Here is an 18,417-nt window from a genome sequence, read left to right as displayed (position 1 = left end):
ACCTCATCGCTACTTCTTCGCTGCCAGCTTCTTCATCGCCGCCTTGATCGACGTGGCGGCATCGTCATAGCCATCCCAGGCCTTGCTCCGCGCGAGCAGCGACGGCACGGTGCGCACCGTGTACTTCTTCGGATCGAGATCGCCGCGCACCTGCGCCCAAGTCAGCGGCATCGAGACGGTGGCACCTTCGCGTGCGCGTGGCGACAGCGGAGCGACCGCAGTCGACATCCGGTCGTTGCGCAGATAGTCGAGGAAGATCTTTCCCTTGCGCAGCTTCTTCGACATGTTGAGCAGATATTGCTCGGGGTCGTCATCGGCCATCCACTGGCAGATCGCCTGCGCGAACGCTTTGGCCTCCTTCCAGGTCACGCGGTCCTTTGCGCCATACAGCAATGGCGCCACGACATGCAGGCCCTTGCCGCCGGTGGTTTTGCAGAAGCTCTCGAGGCCGACCGCTGAGAGCCGCTGGCGCATGTCCTTGGCGGCCTCGATGACGTCTGCGAATTCGACGTTCGGCGCGGGATCGAGATCGAACACCAGTCGCCCCGGCGTATCGTAGATATCGGGCGCGCAATTCCAGGGATGCAGTTCGAGCCCGCCGATCTGCGCAACCGCCGCCAGTCCCTCGATGCGATCGATCTGCACATAGGGCTTGCGGTCGCCGGAGACCTTTGCGAGCTCCAAGAGGTTCGACATGCCCTGCATCGCATGGCGCTGGAAGAACTTTTCGCCATTGATGCCATCAGGCGCGCGCACGATCGAGCACGGCCTGCCCTTGAGATGGACGATCATCCATTCGCCGACCGTCTCGAAATAGCGCGCGAGATCGAGCTTGGTCACGCCCTCGCCGTCGAAGGCGTCGGGCCACAGCTCCTTGTCGGGCTTGGAGATCACGACGCCCATGACAACAGAGGATTTATCCGCAGCCGATTTCGCAGCCTTCGCCGCGGCCCTGCCCGGCTTCGGCTCGGCGATCTCGGTCTTGGCCGGCTCTTCGGCCTCCACCTCCTTGGCCGGCTTGTCCTGCCGCAGTCCCTTGAACGCAGCCTGCCGGATATTGCCGCCCTCGGTCCAGCCGGCAAATTCGATCTCGGCGACGAGGTCTGGCTTCAGCCAATGGATATCGCGCGCCTTGCGCGGCGCATTCTCGCCGCCGAACGGGCTCTCGTCGGATTCATGCGCCTTCAGCACGGGCAACAGCCGGCGGACCTTGTCCTGGCCAAAGCCGGTGCCGACAATGCCGACGAATGCGAGATGATCGCCGCGATAGACGCCGGCCATCAGCGAGCGGAATTTTCCGCTGGTGGTCTTCCAGCCGCCCAGCACGACCTCGTGACCAGCACGGCATTTCGCCTTGGTCCACAGCTCGGAGCGGCCGGAGCGATAGGGCGCGTCCAACTTCTTGGAGACGATGCCCTCAAGCTCCAATTTGCAGGCCGACTCCAGCACCGCATCGCCACCGCTCTCGAAATGCTCGACATAATGGATCAACTTGCCCTTGCCTTTTCGTGCTTCCAGGAGCCGCTTCAGCCGCGCCTTGCGCTCGGCCAGCGGCAGCGCGCGCAGATCCTCATTCTCGGCGAACAGCAGGTCGAAGGCATAGAAGATCAGATCATCGGTCTTGCCGTCCGAGATCGCCGCCTGCAGCGTCGAGAAATTCGGTATGGCGTTCTTATCCAACCCGACGATCTCGCCGTCAACAATCACATCAGGCAGCTTGCCGCCTTCTTTCGCGATCGCACCGAACTTGTCGGTCCAGTCCAGACCCTTGCGGGTTTTGAGCGTGGCCTCGCCGTCCTCGACCCGCAATTGCACGCGGTAGCCATCGAGCTTGATCTCGTGGCACCAGCCCGCACCGCCGGGTGGACGATCGACGGACGTGCAGAGCTCCGGTGCAACGAAGTCCGGCATCGCCTCGACCTTCTTTGGCTCGATCTTCTTTGCTTTGGCTTTGGCGGAAGCGCGCGACTTCGACGCCAGCGTTTTGGGCGCCGGCGCTTTCGTCCTCGGACGCGCCGCGCCGGTCTCCTCCCGATTGGACTGCCAGACCGCATCGGCCTTCGCCTTCGCGCGACCATTCTTCGCCAGCATGAACGGCTTCGGCGCCCTGCCCTTGCCGGCCGCGATCTGCTCCATGGTGCGGCCGGAGGCGACGGATCGGTCCTCATCGAGGATGCTTTCCCCGTCCTCGCTGGCGTATTCGTCACGATGCTTGATCAGCAGCCAATTGGTGCGCTTGCCGCCGAAACGATCACCGCGCATCCGCACCAGCACCCAGCTTCCATGCAGCTTGTCGCCATCCAGGGTGAACTTCAGATCGCCTTTCTTGAACCCGGCTGCGGGATCGTCCGATTCCCAATAGCCGCGATCCCACAGCATCACCGTGCCGCCGCCATACTGGCCTTCCGGAATGGTGCCTTCGAAATCGCCATAGTCGAGCGGATGGTCCTCGACCTCCACCGCAAGCCGCTTGTCGTGCGGATCAAGCGAGGGACCCTTGGTCACCGCCCACGACTTGAACACCCCGTCCATTTCGAGTCGGAGGTCGTAATGCAGCCGCGTGGCGTCATGCTTCTGGATCACAAAGCGGCGCTGTTTGGACGGCGCAACCTTGACCTCGCCGGAGGGCTCGTCGGTCTTGGAGAAGTCGCGTTTCTTGCGATAGGTGGACAGGTTTCTCTGCAGCACGGGTGCACCTCACGCAAATGGTCGCCGCCTTGCGGCGGTATATACCAGGAACCAAAACCCCTCGCATCGGTTGAAGTTCCCATACTCCAAGATATCCGGAGAATGAAATGGCCCCTCGCGCCTATTGGAAAGGCACCTTGAAGCTGTCGCTAGTGGCGTGCCCGGTGCTGCTGTATCCGGCCTCGACGTCGGTCGCGAAAACCCGCTTCCACATGATCAACAAGGAGACCGGCAACCGCTTGAAGCAGCAGATGGTGGACGCCGAAACCGGCGACATCGTCGAAGCCGACCAGAAGGCGCGCGGCTATGAGCTACGGAAAGGGAAATATGTCGAGATCGAACCGGAGGAGCTCGAATCCGTCCAGATCGAGAGCAACCACACAATCGACATCGAAAGCTTCGTGCCCAAGGACGAGATCGACAAGCGTTATCTCAACCACCCCTATTACATCGCGCCCGACGGCAAGGCCGGCGCCGACGCTTTCGCTGTGATCCGTGACGCGATGAAGGACCAGGACCGCGTCGCGCTGGCGCGGATCGTGCTGACCAACCGCGAGCACGTCATGGCGATCGAGCCGCTCGGCAAGGGCCTGCTCGGCACCACCTTGCGTTATCCCTACGAGCTGCGCGACGAGGCCGATTATTTCGACGACATCAAGACGCCGAAGATCACCAAGGATATGGTCGAGCTCGCCGGCCACATCCTCGACAGCAAGGCGGCGCATTTCGACCCCTCGAAATTCAAGGACGACTATGAGGATGCACTGAAGGCACTGGTGCGACGCAAGGCGGCCGGCAAGCCGATTGAGGCCCCGGAGCCCGAGGAGCGGCCGAGCAACGTCGTCAGCCTGATGGATGCGCTGAAGCAGAGCCTGAAGGGCCGCTCGGCAGCCAAAAAGCGCAGCCATTCCACCGCCCGCCGCCAGCCCTCCCGCCGCCGCGCAGCGCGAAAAGCGCATCGCTCGACCGCGCGTGCACGCAAGGCGGGGTAGTCATAGCGACCGTCGAGCCAGGCAGCCATTGAAATGGTCGCGGTTTGGAATGGCGCCGTCTCCACAATTCCGGTGTCGTCCCGGGCTTGCCCCGGGACCCATAACCACAGGGAGTTGTTATGTGCTCCGCTCCAACTGCTTGCTCGCACCACAACCCTTCCCTGTGGTTATGGGTCCCTGCTTTCGCAGGGACGACGACGGAGCAAACAGGTAGAGCGGCGGGAGCTTAAGTTAGCGCTTCGTCTTCCGCTTCTTGCTGCTCTTCCGCTTCTTCGTCGTTTTCTTTTTGGAAGCTTTCTTCTTCGACGCCTTCTTCGGCACCTTCCTGCCTTTGGCGCGCGCTTCCGAAAGTCCGATCGCGATCGCCTGTTTGCGGCTCTTGACCTTGCGGCCTGAGCGGCCGCTCTTCAACGTGCCGGCCTTGCGCTTCTTCATCGCGCGCCTGACGTCGCCGGATGCTTTCCTGGAATATTTTCGTGCCATTGGCATTCCTCCCGGTTGAGGGAGATTAATTTCCTCACTCCGAAAAAGTTCCGCCTCTGCAACTCGCCTCAGTCCGCCGCGCGCAAGCGATAGCCTATCCCAGTCTCTGTCAGCACGAATTGCGGACGCTCGGGATCAGCCTCGATCTTCTGCCGAAGCTGACGCACATAGACGCGAAGATATTGCGCATCGGTGAGTTCGTCCCACAATTCCTTCAACAGGAAACGATGTGTGAGCACCTTGCCCGCGTGCTGCACCAGCACACGAAGCAGCTCATATTCCTTTGGCGACAATTTCACCTCGCGATCGCCGACCTTGACGATGCGGCGCACGAGGTCAACCGAGAGATCACCGGTGCGAAACACCGGCCGTTCACCCTGCACCTGCAACTGATGGCGCAGCGCCGCGCGCAGTCGTGCCAAGAGCTCATCCATGCCGAACGGCTTGGTTAGATAATCGTCGGCGCCGAGGTCGAGCGCCTGCACCTTGCCCGCCTCGTCGCCGCGGCTCGATAGCACCACGATCGGCACGCTTTCGTTGCGCGCGCGGATCATGCGTAGGAGGTCGTGGCCCTGGATATCAGGCAGGCCCAGATCGAGGATGATCAGCGCGGGCCCCTGCGCGAGCATCTCCAGTCCGGCCTTGCCGTTGGGGGCCTCGAGAATTTCGTACCCTTGCGTGTTCAGCCCCATCCGCAACAATTTGCGGATCGGCGGCTCGTCATCGATGACCAGGACCTTGATCGGTGTCGCGTTCATGCAGCGGTATCCAGCGCAGCGGTAGCCGCCGGGATCGGCAGGCGGATGGTGAGCACGGCGCCACTCCGGTCGGTGCGGTTGGCGGCCGAGATCGTGCCATGCATGGCTTCGACGAATCCGCGGGAGATCGCAAGACCGAGGCCAGTGCCGGGGCGGACATGATCGCCCTTCTGCACACGGTAGAACTTGTCGAAGATGCTTTCGAGTTCGGTCGGCGGAATGCCGCTGCCCTCGTCCATGACCTGCAGCACGATCGAATCACGATCCCGCCGGCCGCGGATCGAGATCGTGGTGTCGGCAGGAGCGTATTTGGCCGCGTTGTCGAGCAGGTTGAACAGCACCTGTTCGAACAGCACCGCGTCGAGCTCCAGCATCGGCAGATCGGCGGCGAGATCGAGCGAAACCTTGTGCCGCACCAGGATCTTGCCGGCGCGGCGCAGCGCGCTGCCGACAATTTCGCCGACATCATGCCGCGCCGTGTTCGGCACGATGGCGCCGGATTCGAGCTTGGTCATGTCGAGCAGATTGGCGATGAAGCGGTTCAGCCGTTCGGACTCGTCGATCACGGTCGCGAGCAAATCGTGCTTCTGCGCATCCGTGAGGTTGCCGCCGAGATCGCGCATGGTCGAGGCGGCGCCGAGTACCGAGGCCAATGGGGTCTTCAGGTCGTGCGAGATCGAGGTCAGGAGCGCTGAGCGCAGGCGCTCGGATTCGACGGTGCGCTTGACCTTGTCCATGTCCTCGACCAGCAGCACGCGCTCGATCGCGAGCGCGCCCTGGTCGACCAGCGCATTCAGCAGCCGCCGCTGGTCCGGCGTCAGCAGCGGGCCGGTCTTGTCATTGTCGATGCCGATGGCGCCGATCAGGCCGCGGCCGGTCCGCATCGGCAAAAACAGGCGCTTGGCGCCCGGCAACGTGTCCGAGCCGCGGCCGGCCGGCCGATCGTTCGACCAGGCCCAGTTCGCGGCCGCAAGATCGGCGTCGTCGAGCTGGTCTTCCGGCGGATAGCCGGCCTTGACGACGAGCAAGCCCTCTTCCGGCAGCAGCAGCACCACGCGCACCTTCAGCATCAGCGCGATCTGGTAGGCGGTCGCCCATAATACGTCGTCCAGGGTCGCGGTGCCCGCGAGCTTGCGGCTGAAGGCGTAAAGCCACTCGGTCATGCGCACGCGGCTGATCGCGGTATCGGCCTGCACCCGCACCCGCGCCGCGACGTTGGAGACGAGCAGCGCGATCAGCATGAAGAAGAAGAACGCCGCGATATTGGTCGGGTCGGTGATCGTGAAGGTGTAGACCGGCGGCAGGAAGAAGAAATTGTAGCACAGCGAGGCCACGACGCTGGTGAGCAGCGACGGCCACAGGCCATAGCGCACGGCCACCACGACGACGGCGGTGAGGAACACCAGATCGACGTTCTCGACACCGAAGCGGGGGTGAACAAGTTCGGCAGCGCCGAGCCCGAGGCCGACGATCAGGAGCGAGTACAAATAAGGCCTGAGGTTGAACGGCTCGGTTCGCGCCGCCGTCTGCACCGCCGGCCCTTTGTCGAGGCCGGTAGGCAGATCCTCGCCGGCGATCACGTGCACGCTGATATTGCCTGCGCGCCGCACCAGATCGTGCACCACGGAGCCGCGCAGGATCTCGAACCACCGCGAGCGCGACGACTTGCCGATCACGACATGCGTGACGTTGCTGGACTGCGCGAAACTGATCAGATCATCGGCGATGCGGCGATGCACGGCGGGGATCGTCAGCGCCTCGCCGCCAAGCGATTCGGCAAGCCGCATCGTATCGGCGAGCCGGTCACGCTGCTCGTCAGAGAGCTGCAGGCTGCGCCGGGTTTCGATGCTGATCGCGGTCCAGGGCGCGTGCAGGCGATCGGCAAGCCGCTTGGCGTAGCGCACGAGGCCGGCGGCGCGTGGATCCTCGCTGACGCAGACCAGGATGCGCTCGCCCGCGGCCCAGGGACCGGCGATGGCATTGGCCTGCATGTGGTTGAGCAGCTGCTCGTCGACCCGCTCGGCCGTCCGCCGCAGCGCCAGTTCGCGCAGCGCGGTCAGGTTGCCGGGCGAGAAATAATGCTGAAGCGCCCGCTCCGCCTGCTTGGGCACATAGACCTTGCCCTCCTTCAATCGCTGGATCAAATCGTCGGGCGGCAGGTCGATCAATTCGATTGCATCCGCGCGGTCGAAGATCGAATCCGGGACGGTCTCGCGCACCCGCACATGCGTGATCTGGGCGACGACGTCGTTGAGGCTTTCGATGTGCTGGACGTTGACGGCGGTGTAGACGTCGATGCCGTGGGAGAGCAGTTCCTCGACGTCGAGATAGCGCTTCGGATGCCGGCTGCCGGGCGCGTTGGTGTGGGCGAGCTCGTCGACGATGGCAAGCTGCGGCCGGCGCGCGATCAGCGCATCCAGGTCCATCTCCTCGAGCACCTGGTCCTTGTAACTGATCCGCTTGCGCGGGATTACTTCGAGCCCCTGCAGCAGCGCCTCGGTCTCAGCCCGGCCGTGGGTCTCGACAACACCCACCACCACATCGGCGCCACCCTTGAGCTTGGCATGCGCGCTCTGCAGCATCTCGTAGGTCTTGCCGACGCCGGGAGCGGCGCCGACGAAAATCTTCAGCCGCCCGGACGCATCGTTCTCTCGCTGGGCGGCTTCCAGGAGCGCGTCCGGCGAGGGTCGCTTCTCAGGGTCGCGATGCTCATTTGCCATAGAGCAAATATAGTCGCGTCACGTCATTCGGCCTAGCCGCCTTTATTTCGAAGCGCCGTCCAAAGCGAGGTTAAGCGCCAGGACATTCACCCGCGGCTCGCCGAGCACGCCGATGAAACGGCCCTTGGTGTTGGCTTCGACGAGCTGGCGGACCTGCGCTTCCTGCAGGTTGCGCGCTTTTGCCACCCGCGGCACCTGGAAGAGCGCCGCCTCCGGCGAAATGTCGGGATCGAGGCCGCTTCCCGAGGTGGTGACGAGGTCGATCGGCACCGGTTGGGACGAATTTTCCGCCTTCAGCTTCTCGACATCCTCCTTGATACGGTCGTTCAGCGCCTTGCTGGTCGGGCCGAGGTTGGAGCCGCCGGAGTTCGCCGCGTTGTAGGGCGCGGGCACCGTCTTGGAGGAATCGTTCGGATCCGGCGCCAGCGTCGCCGACGGCCGGCCGTGGAAGTATTTGTCCTCCTTGAACTCCTGACCGATCAGGGCGGAGCCGATGACCTTGCCGTCCTTTTCGATCAGGCTGCCCTGCGCCTCTGACGGAAAGATCACGCCAGCGATGGCGGTGATCGCGAGCGGATAGGCGAGGCCCGTGACGGCCGTCAACAACAGCAGAAGGACGATGGCTGGACGAATTTCTCTAAGCATGTTGTCTCTCCTAATTCTCGTCATTGCGAGCGAAGCGAAGCCATCCATCGGGCCGCGGGGCAAGATCGTGGATTGCTTCGTCGCTTCGCTCCTCGCAATCACGGTGTCCATTAAGCCAGGTGCAAGGCTGCGACCGCGAGGTCGATCGCCTTGATGCCGATGAAGGGGATGATGATGCCGCCGATACCGTAGATCATCAGGTTGCGGCGGAGCAGCGCGCCGGCGCCGATGGCGCGATAGGCCACGCCCTTCAGCGCCAGCGGGATCAACGCGATGATGATCAGGGCGTTGAAGATGATCGCCGACAGGATCGCGCTCTGCGGGCTCGAAAGGCCCATGATATTGAGCACGCCGAGCTGCGGATAGAACGCCAGGAACATCGCCGGGATGATTGCGAAATATTTCGCGACATCATTGGCGATCGAAAACGTCGTCAGCGCACCGCGGGTCATCAGGAGCTGCTTGCCGATCTCGACCACCTCGATCAGCTTGGTCGGGTTGGAGTCGAGATCGACCATGTTGCCGGCTTCGCGCGCGGCCTGGGTGCCGGTGTTCATGGCGACGCCGACGTCGGCTTGCGCGAGTGCCGGCGCGTCGTTGGTGCCGTCGCCGCACATCGCCACCAGCTTGCCCTTGGCCTGCTCGTCGCGAATCAGCTTGAGCTTGTCCTCGGGCGTGGCCTGCGCCAGGAAGTCGTCGACGCCGGCTTCCGCCGCGATCGCCGCCGCGGTCATCGGGTTGTCGCCGGTGATCATCACGGTGCGGATGCCCATGCGACGCAGCTCGGCGAAGCGCTCGCGGATGCCGCCCTTGACGATATCCTTGAGGTGGATGACGCCGAGCAGCCGGCCGTCCTTGGCCACGGCGAGCGGCGTGCCGCCTTCCTTGGCGATCTCGTCGGCAATGCTCTGCAGTTCGCGCGCGGCGTCGGTGTTGACATTGGCCTGGAGGGCGCGGACGGCATTGCCGCTCGCCAGCGACTGCGCGGTGCCGCCGCCGATATAGTTGAGGATCGCATCCACCGCGCCCTTGCGGACCGCGGACGAGCCGGCATCGATGCCGCTCATGCGGGTCTGCGCGGTGAACGGCACGAAGGTCGCGGCGAGCTCATGCATGTCGCGGCTGCGGATGCCGTATTTCTCCTTGGCCAGCACGACGATGGAACGGCCTTCCGGCGTCTCGTCGGCGAGCGAGGCGAGCTGCGCGGCATCGGCAAGCTCCTGCTCGGTGACGCCACGCACGGGGCGGAACGCGGTCGCCTGGCGGTTGCCGAGCGTGATGGTGCCGGTTTTGTCGAGCAACAGCGTGTCGACGTCGCCGGCGGCTTCCACCGCGCGGCCGGACATTGCCAGCACGTTGAAGCGCACCAGGCGGTCCATGCCGGCGATGCCGATCGCCGAGAGCAGCGCGCCGATCGTGGTCGGGATCAGCGTCACGAATAGCGCCACCAGCACCACGACCGAGATCGAGCCGCCGGCATAGGCCGCGTAGCTCGGGATCGTCACGGTCGCGAACACGAAGATGATGGTGAGGCCGGCCAGCAGGATGTTCAGCGCAATCTCGTTCGGCGTCTTCTGCCGCTCGGCGCCTTCGACCAGCCGGATCATGCGGTCGATGAAGGTCGAGCCCTGCGCCGCGGTGATGCGGACGCGGATCCAGTCCGACAGCACCTGCGTGCCGCCGGTCACCGCCGAACGGTCGCCACCGGATTCACGGATCACGGGCGCGGACTCGCCGGTGATCGCGGCTTCATTGACCGAGGCCACGCCTTCGATCACCTCGCCGTCGGACGGGATGATGTCGCCGGCCTCGACCAGCACGATGTCACCGACCTTGAGCGTGGTGCCGGGAACGAGACGATAGTTCCGCCCCGAACCTTCCAGCAGCTTGGCCTGGCTCTCGGTGCGGGTCTTCTTCAGCGAATCCGCCTGCGCCTTGCCGCGGCCCTCGGCGACGGCTTCGGCGAAATTGGCGAACAGCACCGTGAACCAGAGCCACAGGATGATCTGGAAAGTGAAGCCGATGTTCTCCGCGCCGGTGACGAGGTCACGCAGGAAGATCACCGTGGTGAGCGCGGCGACGATCTCGACCACGAACATCACGGGGTTCTTCGCCATCAGCCGCGGATCGAGCTTGATGAAGGACGATTTGATCGCAGGTACCAGGATTTTGGGGTCGAGCATGGTCGACGCCCTCACCTGCTTTTGCAGTTTCATGGTTTCCATGGATGTGACTCCAATCAATTCGATCAGAACAGGGTGTTGGCGTTCATGGCGAGATGCTCGACGATCGGTCCGAGCGCCAGCGCCGGGAAGAAGGTGAGGCCGCCGATGATCAGGATCACGCCGACGACGAGACCGACGAACAGGCCGCCGGTGGTCGGGAACGTGCCGGCCGACGGCGGGACCGACTTCTTCTGCGCCAGCGAACCCGCAATCGCCATTGCCGGCACGATCATGAAGAAGCGGCCGACGAACATCGCGCTGGCGAGCGTGAGGTTGTAGAAGAAGGTGTTGCCGGTGAGACCTGCAAAGGCCGAGCCGTTATTGCCGGTCGCCGAGGTGAAGGCATAGAGCACCTCGGTGAAGCCGTGCGGGCCGGCATTGGCCATCGAAGCAACCGCGGACGGCAGCACCACGGCGACGGCGGTCCAGCCGAGATACATCAGCGGCAGCACCAGGATCGCGAGCATCGCCATCTTGACCTCGCGCGCCTCGATCTTCTTGCCGACATATTCCGGCGTACGGCCGACCATCAGGCCGGCGACGAAGATCGCCAGCACGACGAACAGCAGCATGCCATAAAGACCGGCGCCGACGCCGCCGACGATGATTTCGCCGAGTTGCATGTTGATCAGCGGGATCATGCCGCCGAGCGCGGTGAAGCTGTCATGCATGGCATTGACGGCGCCGCAGGACGCCGCGGTGGTGACCACGGCGAACAGCGAGGACGCGACGATGCCGAAGCGGATTTCCTTGCCTTCCATATTGCCGCCGGACAGACCCAGCGCCTGCAGCGCGGTGGTGCCGTTGGCCTCGGACCAGTAGCAGACAAAAACGCCGGCGATGAACAGCACGCCCATCACGGCGAGGATCGCCCAGCCCTGGCGCTGGTTGCCGACCATGCGGCCGAACACGTTGGTGAACGCGGCGCCGATCACGAAGATCGAGAGCATCTGCACGAAGTTCGACAGCGCGGTCGGATTCTCGAAGGGGTGCGCGGCGTTGGCGTTGAAGAAGCCGCCGCCATTGGTGCCGAGCATCTTGATCGCGACCTGCGACGCTACGGGACCGACGGCGATCGTCTGCTTGGCGCCTTCGAGCGTGGTTGCGTCGACATAGGGCCCGAGCGTCTGCGGCATGCCCTGCGACACCAGGAACAGCGAATAGACGATGCAGATCGGCAGCAGGATGTAGAGCGTGCAGCGGGTGATATCGACCCAGAAATTGCCGATCGTGCGTACAGAGGCGCGGGCGAAGCCGCGGATCAACGCCACAGCGAGCACCATGCCGGTCGCAGCCGAGAGGAAGTTCTGGTGCGTCAGGCCGAGCATCTGGACCAGGTACGACACCGTGCTTTCACCGCCGTAGTTCTGCCAGTTGGTGTTGGTGAGAAAGGAGACCGCGGTGTTGAACGACAGATCCGGGGCAACGGCGGCCTGGTCCGCCGGATTGAACGGCAACACGGCCTGCAGCCGCATCACGCCGTAGATGATCAGGAAGCCGCCGATATGAAACAGAAGCATCGCGACCGTATAGGTCAGCCAGTGCTGTTCGCGACTTTCGTCGACGCCGCTGATCCAGTAGAACCCGCGCTCCACCGGGCGCAGCACCGGCGACAGGAAAGTCGCCTCGCCGTTGAAGACGCGCGTCATGTACCAGCCGAGCGGCTTGACCAGCGCGACGACGACGGCGCAAAAGAGAATAATCTGAAACCAGCCGATGGCGGTCATGGCATTAAACCTTTCGAATGGGCTTTGATCGCAGCAGCACGGCAAGCACGCCGACGAGCAGGATGGTCAGCGCCGCATCTGCCACGAGAAGCTGGCCGAGCATGAACATGGCGCTGATCAAAACCGCTCAGGGCGCAGCAGCGCATAGGTGAGGTAGAAGAGAAGGCCGAGCGAGACGAGGCCGGCGAGCGAATAGTCGAAAATCATGGCGCGCCCCCTCACAGCCGTTCGCAGGCGTAGGCGTAGCCTATGCCGGCTGCGAAAAATGCCGCGGCGAGCACCAGCATGACGAGATCAAGCATTGGAGGCTCCTATGCATACGGGCCGACAAAGGCCCGTTTTGGTTCCGAGGTGAGGTGCCACCCGCCGCATAGGTTTTCGAGATGTAGGCTGCGGCGTCGTTATAGGAATCTTATAAAGATCCGCTTCTCAGGCTTGCACGCCGCGACGAGCCCTTGGCCTAGCCGGGACCCACAACCCCCGGTATCGGTATCGAAGAGGTGGGGCCGCCACAGCACGCTTCCAAACACAGAATGGTGATCTGGGTCCTGGCGTTTGTCGGGACGACGCGTGAGGTTCGGCATCGCGCGCCCCGTCCATCTTTATGAAATCCCTATATTTCCGGCCGCCGCCCCATCTCGTTTTCAAATGGCGTTTTGACCACGTTTGACCTGCGGCATTTCGTCAAACCGCATGATTGATAGGTCTCGCCATGTCACTGCTTTCAGAACCCTTGACCGCCGACTTCGGCCTTCGGCTGCGGGACGCCGGTAGCGTGACAGTCGAACTGATGTCCGACCTCATCCGCGACTATTGCCGACGCTTTCCCTCGCAGGGGCAACGCGACAAGACGGCGCGCGTCGAGGCACTGATCAAACTGGGCGCGTGGACCGATGCAGCGCTGGCGCTGCTCGACCTCGAACTGCCGCAATGGCAGGTTCGTCGCCTCGCCTATGACGACGGCGAATGGTACTGCGCGCTATCGCGCGAGCGCGAACTGCCGGACTGGCTCGATCAATCGATCGAGACCCATCACGCCGACCTGGCGCTCGCCATCCTCTGCGCCTTCGTCGAGGCACAGCAGATCGCCGCACCGTCGAGCCGGCCCAGCGTGCCGAGCGTCGAACGTCATGCCGACGGCTTCTACCAGCCGATGCTGAGCGACAATTTCGCCTGAGCGAGCAGCGCCGTGCAGCCACTGCCAAACCTGCCGCAAAAGCTGAAATCGGCCCAGGTCCTGGTTCGATTTGTGTTTCGGTTGCTGATCCTGAGCGGTTTCGCGCTGTTCGGGAGCATCGGCTTTGGCCGCAGCTTCATCGCGCTGCTCTGGATGTCCACCGTGCTCTGTGCCGTCATCGCCCTGATACGGCGGGAGCAATTCATGGATGCCGATCTCAACCATTGGGACGAGATGGCAGCCTATGCCGCGCTTTGCGCGCTCGCCTCGGCAACCGGCCGGTGATCCCGCGACAGTCCTCGCGATCTTATAGGTCTCTTATGAGATCGATTACCCGCCCTCCTCGATTTCATATCCACCCGCAAAGATATTGAACGCGTTACCAAGTCTCGTGAAGGAATCACAAAAATGAAACTCGTGAACATCAAACTCGACGAACCTCCATCGTGTAGCTCTGCTTCGCCTATCGTCTTTATCGGACGGAACCGGCGCGGCCAGTGGGTCGCCCAGGAACAGAACGGTCTCTACGGCGGGCTGTTCGTCAATCGCTCCCAGGCAGTCAAATACGCGCTGTTCGAGAACGGGCATCATCCAGAAACCATCGTCGAACTGTCGCGCGAATTCGAACTTGACATGAACAGAAGTTCCTCCGCCGCGCCGTCACAAGCAACAGCCGCGCGACGCGTCGCCTGATCCGATTCGCGGCCTATATTCAGGAGGAGTCAGATGATGCAGCCTTGTTTAGTTGCCGACCGCGACCAGGTCGTCGATACGATGATCACACTGACGCACCTGTCCAACCTGCACCGCACGATCATCGCGGGAAGTGGAGCCATGGAGCTCTATCTTTCGCTGCGCAGGCGCGGCTTCGTTCAGATCGCGACAACCGCAACCTGCCGGCTGCCCAGGAGACAGCACAGCATCGGCCTGCTCACGGGAGATAAATCCCTGGCGGCGATCGAGGCGGCGCTCCTGGAAGTCTCGCAGTTCCTCAGCACGAACGCCACCATTGCGATCCTGATCGACTCTCGTGAAGGCGAATTCTGCCTCAACATCCGAAGGAGGCTGGAGCAGATGGGCTTCCGGATCGAGGCAGGCGTGAGGTGCCAACGCGGCCTCGTGCTTGCCGCTCACCGGCAGGGTTTCGTGCAAATGGAAAGAGCGGCGTGAACCGCGAAGCATTTGCGCGGCTGGGAAGGCGTTACCAATGGAATCGCAGGATCCGGTTGAATGGCACAGCAGACTGCTGCGCGCCTGGCAACTGGCGCTTCTGCGCTTTGCCGTAACGCTCGATAATGCCGATCGGTTGAACGTGATGGCGATAGCCGCCGAGATTGATCGCGGCGGCCACAGCTCCGAGGAGCAGCCGAGTTTCAGCTTCTTCCGCAAGATCAGTGCCGACCTCTGCAGCGCCATTCCACGGCAGAACGACGCCGCCGATGCCGCTTTACGTCAGTATCTTGAGCGGATCGAGGATCCGCGCCTGAAGCGGGCATTTGCAAGCGCCGTCGAAATCGAAATCGATACGGCGCCGCCGCGCATCAGAAAGCCCAAGGTCAACAACTGGCTGTGGCGCGGATTGGCACCGCGCAGCAATGCTCCACTCCCCGGCACGCGCTCACGCGCCGCCAGATATTGAATGCGGTTCCTATTCCGAAGGACGACACATGAAACAGGACTGGCTCGCGGGCTACATCCCCGACCTTCCGACGCCGTTCGACGAAGATGGCGAAGTCGATTTCGACGCCTTTGTGCAACTATGCGAGCGTCAGATCGCAGCCGACGCCAGTGCGATCGTGGTCGGCGAGACCACGGGCGAGGCGCCGACCCTGACGACGATAGAGAAGGCTGGCCTCGTTCGCCGCGCCGTCGAGGTCGCGCATGGCCGTATCAACGTCATCGCCGGCGCCGGATCCAACGCAACAGACCGCGCCGTCGAACTGACGCGGCAGGCGGAGGCCGCCGGCGCCGATGCCGTGCTCTCGGTGGTCCCCTGTTACAACAAGCCGATGCAGGCGGGCATCTACGCGCATTTCCGCGCCATTGCCGAGGCGACCGGACTTCCGGTCATCCTGCACGACGTTCCCTCGCGCACCCTTCGCGAACTCTCCGGCGCAACGCTTGAGCGCCTAGCTGAATCCGAGCAGTTCATCGGATTGCGCGACAGCAGCGGCGATGTCGGACGCCTGGTCCGCATACGCACGTCGCTGCCGCCGCATTTCCGCCTGCTGTCAGGCGATGACTTGACCGCGCTGCCGTTCATGGCCGCCGGCGGACACGGCTGCATCTCGGCAGTCGCGAACCTCGTACCGGAACTGTGCCAGGCGGTTCTTGCAAGCCTCAAGGAAGGACGACCGCAATCGGCCGGGTATCTGTTCAGCCCCCTGGTCCCGATTGCCGGGCTGCTCGCCACCGAGCATCCAGCGGCGCTGAAGTATGCGCTGTCGCTGCTTGGGCTGATCCAGCCGAATACGCGTCTCCCGATCGTTCAGTTGAACGACGCCGCCAAGGCGGAGGTCAGGAAGGCGATCGCCGAACTCGGCGACGAAGAATGGTCTGGCGTGCGGGATACTTTGCCCGCCGCACCGGTGCGCCACCAGCGAGCGAAGCGGTCGTAGCAAGTTGTGTAGGGAAAGTTTGAAGCACAGGCATCCAGCCAAACGCTAGTTCTTGGCTAAGTCCCGGCATTGGTTGCTTTGGGGACAAACGGACATCACATCGCAGGCAAAGCCGATAGAGTCGGTCGAAAATGACCCGGAGCGGAAGTCGCGCCGGCTCATCCCTGACCGTCAACCTCATCCTGGGGTAGCGATCTGGCTTCTCTTGGCGTAAAGCATCTGAATCAGATCGCCGCGCGTGCGGCTGTGCCGTCTGCCGGGCACGCAGCTTCAAGTCACTCGGCTCGACGTTCTGCGCCTGAGCCAACAAAGGTTTCCATCTCGTGTCATTCCCGACCACAAGTCCGCCGCTCGCCCGAGCTTTAGCCGAGCGCAGCTACGATCGGCCGACCCCTGTCCAGATCGCCGTGCTTGCGGCAGAAGCTGTCGACCGGGACCTTCTCGTTTCGGCCCAAACCGGCTCGGGCAAGACCGTCGCTTACGGGCTGGCAATTGCAAAGGATCTTTTGGGCAGCGTCGAGCGGTTTCAGCGGGCGGCCGCGCCGCTTGCCTTGATCGTCGCGCCAACGCGCGAACTCGCCTTGCAGGTCCATCGCGAACTCGCATGGCTTTATCAATACGCGGATGCGCGCGTCGTCTCCTGCGTCGGCGGCATGGATCCGCGCCGCGAACAGCGCGAGCTTGCCGCGGGCGCTCACATCGTGGTCGGGACGCCCGGCCGATTGTGCGATCACTTGCGGCGCGGCCATCTCGACATCTCGGAATTGAAGGCTGTCGTCCTCGACGAGGCCGATGAAATGCTCAATCTCGGTTTTCGCGAGGATATGGAATTCATCCTCAAGACCACGCCGGACACGCGCCGCACGTTGCTGTTCTCGGCGACTTTTCCGCGCGGCATCGTTGCGCTGGCAAAACAGTACCAGCAACAGGCCTCTCGGATCGAGGTCGCGGGCGACGAAGGCGGTCATGCCGATATCGAGTACCGCGCCATCCGGATTGCTCCTGATGATGTCGAGCACGCGGTCGTCAACGTATTGCGCTTTTTCGAATCGCCGAGCGCACTTGTGTTTTGCAACACGAGAGATGCGGTCAGGCATTTGCAGGCGGCGCTGCTCGAGCGTGGATTTTCCGTGGTCGCTCTCTCCGGTGAAATGACGCAGAACGAGCGAACCCTGGCGCTGCAGGCGTTGCGCGACGGACGTTCCCGCGTCTGCGTGGCAACCGACGTGGCGGCGCGCGGTATCGACCTACCGAGCCTCGACCTCGTCATTCATGCGGATCTGCCAAAGGACGCGGAGGTCATGCAGCACCGCTCGGGCCGCACCGGTCGTGCGGGCCGCAAGGGCGTGAGCATCCTGCTGGTGCCGCCCGCCCGAAAACGACGCGCGGAACTGCTGCTGAATCTGGCCGGCATTGACGTCGTCTGGGGCACGGCTCCCCAGGCCGATGAAATCCGCAGGCTCGATCATGAACGTATGCTCACGGATGCCGTTTTCACCGAGGAGACGACCGCCGACGATCTGGTGCTGGCGCGGGCATTGCTTGCCGAGCGGTCGGCCGAGTATATCGCCGCGGCGCTCGCGCGGCTTTATCGCGCGCGGCTTCCTTCGCCCGAAGACATTCTCGATCCCGGCCAGGATCGCAGCCGACCTCGTGACGACCGCGGTCGAGAACACATCCGGACATCGCGCGGCGATGAACGCCCCACCGGGCCTCGATCGAAAACGGGAAGATCATCGTCGCGTCACGGCATGGCGGAGGCCAGCGTATGGTTCCGGGCCGCTATCGGACGAAAAAAGAATGCAGAAGCGCGCTGGCTCTTGCCGATGATTTGCCGTCGTGGCGGCATCGACAAGCGTGACATTGGCGCCATCCGGATTCTGGACACCACCACCGAGTTCGAAATTTCCGAGCGGGTCGCAGGATCCTTCGCCGCCAAGATCCGACGTCCGGATAAGGAAGACAACATCCGCATCGAGCCGCTGGCAGACACTCCCCCAGATCAGGCACCTTTGGAAAAGCAGTCACACTCGCCTCGGCGCGAAGCCGGCGACTTCGATCACAATGCTCGTCGAAGCGACAATTCTCGTGACGCGACAGGACCGAAGCAACGCGGCAAGCCTCACCGCGAAAGCGGGTCGAAATTTGCCAGCGAGCCGGGTTTCGGGAAGAAAAAGAAACACCGGAACAAGTCCGGCCATGCTGGACAGCGGCAGCCGGCAAACGCGTCGCCTGCGAAAGCCGCATTCGGAAAGAAGGCAAGGAAGAATCGTCGGGGCTGATCTGCCGCCATCGGGTGCTGCGGGACGCTCAGTCCTTCAAGTCTGAACGTGTTCCTAATCGCCGCAGCGAGTCTTCTGTGATCAACGCTGGACGGTCGCCCG

At 63.2% G+C, this 18,417-nt stretch carries 16 protein-coding genes; 8 read left to right on the top strand and 8 right to left on the bottom strand.

Annotated elements, in window-relative coordinates:
- Nucleotides 1-9: 9 nt before the first annotated feature.
- Complete coding sequence (ligD, locus tag YY7_RS0130610; RefSeq protein ID WP_028166560.1) at nt 10-2,685, bottom strand: DNA ligase D; 2,676 nt, start codon at nt 2,683-2,685, stop codon at nt 10-12.
- Nucleotides 2,686-2,795: 110 nt separating this feature from the next.
- Between ligD and YY7_RS0130605 the strand changes: the two genes are divergently transcribed.
- Nucleotides 2,796-3,680 (top strand): Ku protein, encoded by an 885-nt coding sequence (locus YY7_RS0130605; RefSeq protein WP_028166559.1) that lies wholly within the window; start codon nt 2,796-2,798, stop codon nt 3,678-3,680.
- 231 nt (nt 3,681-3,911) lie between these two features.
- Here YY7_RS0130605 and YY7_RS0130600 read toward each other — a convergent pair whose 3' ends face one another.
- From YY7_RS0130600 to YY7_RS53265, 7 genes are all read right to left on the bottom strand, one after another.
- Nucleotides 3,912-4,163, bottom strand: a complete 252-nt coding sequence (locus tag YY7_RS0130600; RefSeq protein WP_028166558.1) for a DUF6496 domain-containing protein — start codon at nt 4,161-4,163, stop codon at nt 3,912-3,914.
- Nucleotides 4,164-4,231: 68 nt separating this feature from the next.
- Nucleotides 4,232-4,921 (bottom strand): response regulator, encoded by a 690-nt coding sequence (locus YY7_RS0130595; RefSeq protein ID WP_028166557.1) that lies wholly within the window; start codon nt 4,919-4,921, stop codon nt 4,232-4,234.
- Nucleotides 4,918-7,641 carry a sensor histidine kinase gene (locus YY7_RS0130590; RefSeq protein ID WP_028166556.1) on the bottom strand — a complete coding sequence of 908 codons (2,724 nt, stop codon included), beginning with the start codon at nt 7,639-7,641 and terminating at the stop codon, nt 4,918-4,920. The genes YY7_RS0130595 and YY7_RS0130590 overlap by 4 nt, the downstream gene beginning before the upstream one ends.
- Nucleotides 7,642-7,683: 42 nt before the next feature.
- On the bottom strand, nt 7,684-8,286 hold the full coding sequence (locus YY7_RS0130585; RefSeq protein ID WP_028166555.1) for a K(+)-transporting ATPase subunit C: 603 nt from the start codon (nt 8,284-8,286) through the stop codon (nt 7,684-7,686).
- Between the two features lie 110 nt (nt 8,287-8,396).
- Entirely contained in the window at nt 8,397-10,511 is a 2,115-nt protein-coding gene (kdpB, locus tag YY7_RS0130580; protein ID WP_028166554.1) for a potassium-transporting ATPase subunit KdpB, read from the bottom strand.
- Nucleotides 10,512-10,534: 23 nt separating this feature from the next.
- A complete protein-coding gene (gene kdpA / locus YY7_RS0130575; protein WP_028166553.1) occupies nt 10,535-12,238 on the bottom strand; it encodes a potassium-transporting ATPase subunit KdpA in 1,704 nt (567 codons plus the stop codon).
- 117 nt (nt 12,239-12,355) lie between these two features.
- Entirely contained in the window at nt 12,356-12,445 is a 90-nt protein-coding gene (locus tag YY7_RS53265) for a K(+)-transporting ATPase subunit F (RefSeq protein ID WP_016846764.1), read from the bottom strand.
- A gap of 505 nt (nt 12,446-12,950) precedes the next feature.
- Here YY7_RS53265 and YY7_RS0130555 point away from each other — a divergent pair.
- The 7 genes from YY7_RS0130555 (at nt 12,951) to YY7_RS0130525 (ending at nt 18,315) form a co-directional block, all read left to right on the top strand.
- Entirely contained in the window at nt 12,951-13,415 is a 465-nt protein-coding gene (locus YY7_RS0130555; protein WP_035691303.1) for a hypothetical protein, read from the top strand.
- Between the two features lie 12 nt (nt 13,416-13,427).
- Nucleotides 13,428-13,700 carry a hypothetical protein gene (locus tag YY7_RS0130550; protein ID WP_245287463.1) on the top strand — a complete coding sequence of 91 codons (273 nt, stop codon included), beginning with the start codon at nt 13,428-13,430 and terminating at the stop codon, nt 13,698-13,700.
- Between the two features lie 138 nt (nt 13,701-13,838).
- The gene (locus YY7_RS53260) at nt 13,839-14,108 is read left to right on the top strand and encodes a hypothetical protein (RefSeq protein WP_035691316.1); all 270 of its coding nucleotides are present in this window, start codon (nt 13,839-13,841) and stop codon (nt 14,106-14,108) included.
- Nucleotides 14,109-14,141: 33 nt separating this feature from the next.
- Entirely contained in the window at nt 14,142-14,585 is a 444-nt protein-coding gene (locus YY7_RS0130540) for a hypothetical protein (protein WP_028166550.1), read from the top strand.
- Nucleotides 14,539-15,054: a hypothetical protein gene (locus YY7_RS0130535; protein WP_155255378.1), complete on the top strand. Its 516-nt coding sequence runs from the start codon at nt 14,539-14,541 to the stop codon at nt 15,052-15,054. Before YY7_RS0130540 ends, YY7_RS0130535 begins: the two co-directional genes overlap by 47 nt.
- 28 nt (nt 15,055-15,082) lie before the next feature.
- Nucleotides 15,083-16,033 (top strand): 4-hydroxy-tetrahydrodipicolinate synthase, encoded by a 951-nt coding sequence (dapA, locus tag YY7_RS53255; protein ID WP_051397012.1) that lies wholly within the window; start codon nt 15,083-15,085, stop codon nt 16,031-16,033.
- A gap of 323 nt (nt 16,034-16,356) precedes the next feature.
- Nucleotides 16,357-18,315 carry a DEAD/DEAH box helicase gene (locus YY7_RS0130525; RefSeq protein WP_028166548.1) on the top strand — a complete coding sequence of 653 codons (1,959 nt, stop codon included), beginning with the start codon at nt 16,357-16,359 and terminating at the stop codon, nt 18,313-18,315.
- Nucleotides 18,316-18,417 lie beyond the last annotated feature (102 nt).

The sequence above is a fragment of the Bradyrhizobium elkanii WSM2783 genome, assembly GCF_000472865.1.
Classification (GTDB): Bacteria; Pseudomonadota; Alphaproteobacteria; order Rhizobiales; family Xanthobacteraceae; genus Bradyrhizobium; species Bradyrhizobium elkanii_A.
Note: the sequence above shows the minus strand (reverse complement) of the source record. Positions and strands in the feature narration are given on the sequence as shown.

Coding starts and splice junctions, on each gene's coding strand:
- YY7_RS0130605 (WP_028166559.1), top strand. CDS start 2,796: ATGGCCCCTCGCGCCTATTGGAAAGGCACCTTGAAGCTGTCGCTAGTG.
- YY7_RS0130600 (WP_028166558.1), bottom strand. CDS start 4,163: ATGGCACGAAAATATTCCAGGAAAGCATCCGGCGACGTCAGGCGCGCG.
- YY7_RS0130595 (WP_028166557.1), bottom strand. CDS start 4,921: ATGAACGCGACACCGATCAAGGTCCTGGTCATCGATGACGAGCCGCCG.
- YY7_RS0130590 (WP_028166556.1), bottom strand. CDS start 7,641: ATGGCAAATGAGCATCGCGACCCTGAGAAGCGACCCTCGCCGGACGCG.
- YY7_RS0130585 (WP_028166555.1), bottom strand. CDS start 8,286: ATGCTTAGAGAAATTCGTCCAGCCATCGTCCTTCTGCTGTTGTTGACG.
- kdpB (WP_028166554.1), bottom strand. CDS start 10,511: ATGGAAACCATGAAACTGCAAAAGCAGGTGAGGGCGTCGACCATGCTC.
- kdpA (WP_028166553.1), bottom strand. CDS start 12,238: ATGACCGCCATCGGCTGGTTTCAGATTATTCTCTTTTGCGCCGTCGTC.
- YY7_RS53265 (WP_016846764.1), bottom strand. CDS start 12,445: ATGATTTTCGACTATTCGCTCGCCGGCCTCGTCTCGCTCGGCCTTCTC.
- YY7_RS0130555 (WP_035691303.1), top strand. CDS start 12,951: ATGTCACTGCTTTCAGAACCCTTGACCGCCGACTTCGGCCTTCGGCTG.
- YY7_RS0130540 (WP_028166550.1), top strand. CDS start 14,142: ATGATGCAGCCTTGTTTAGTTGCCGACCGCGACCAGGTCGTCGATACG.
- dapA (WP_051397012.1), top strand. CDS start 15,083: ATGAAACAGGACTGGCTCGCGGGCTACATCCCCGACCTTCCGACGCCG.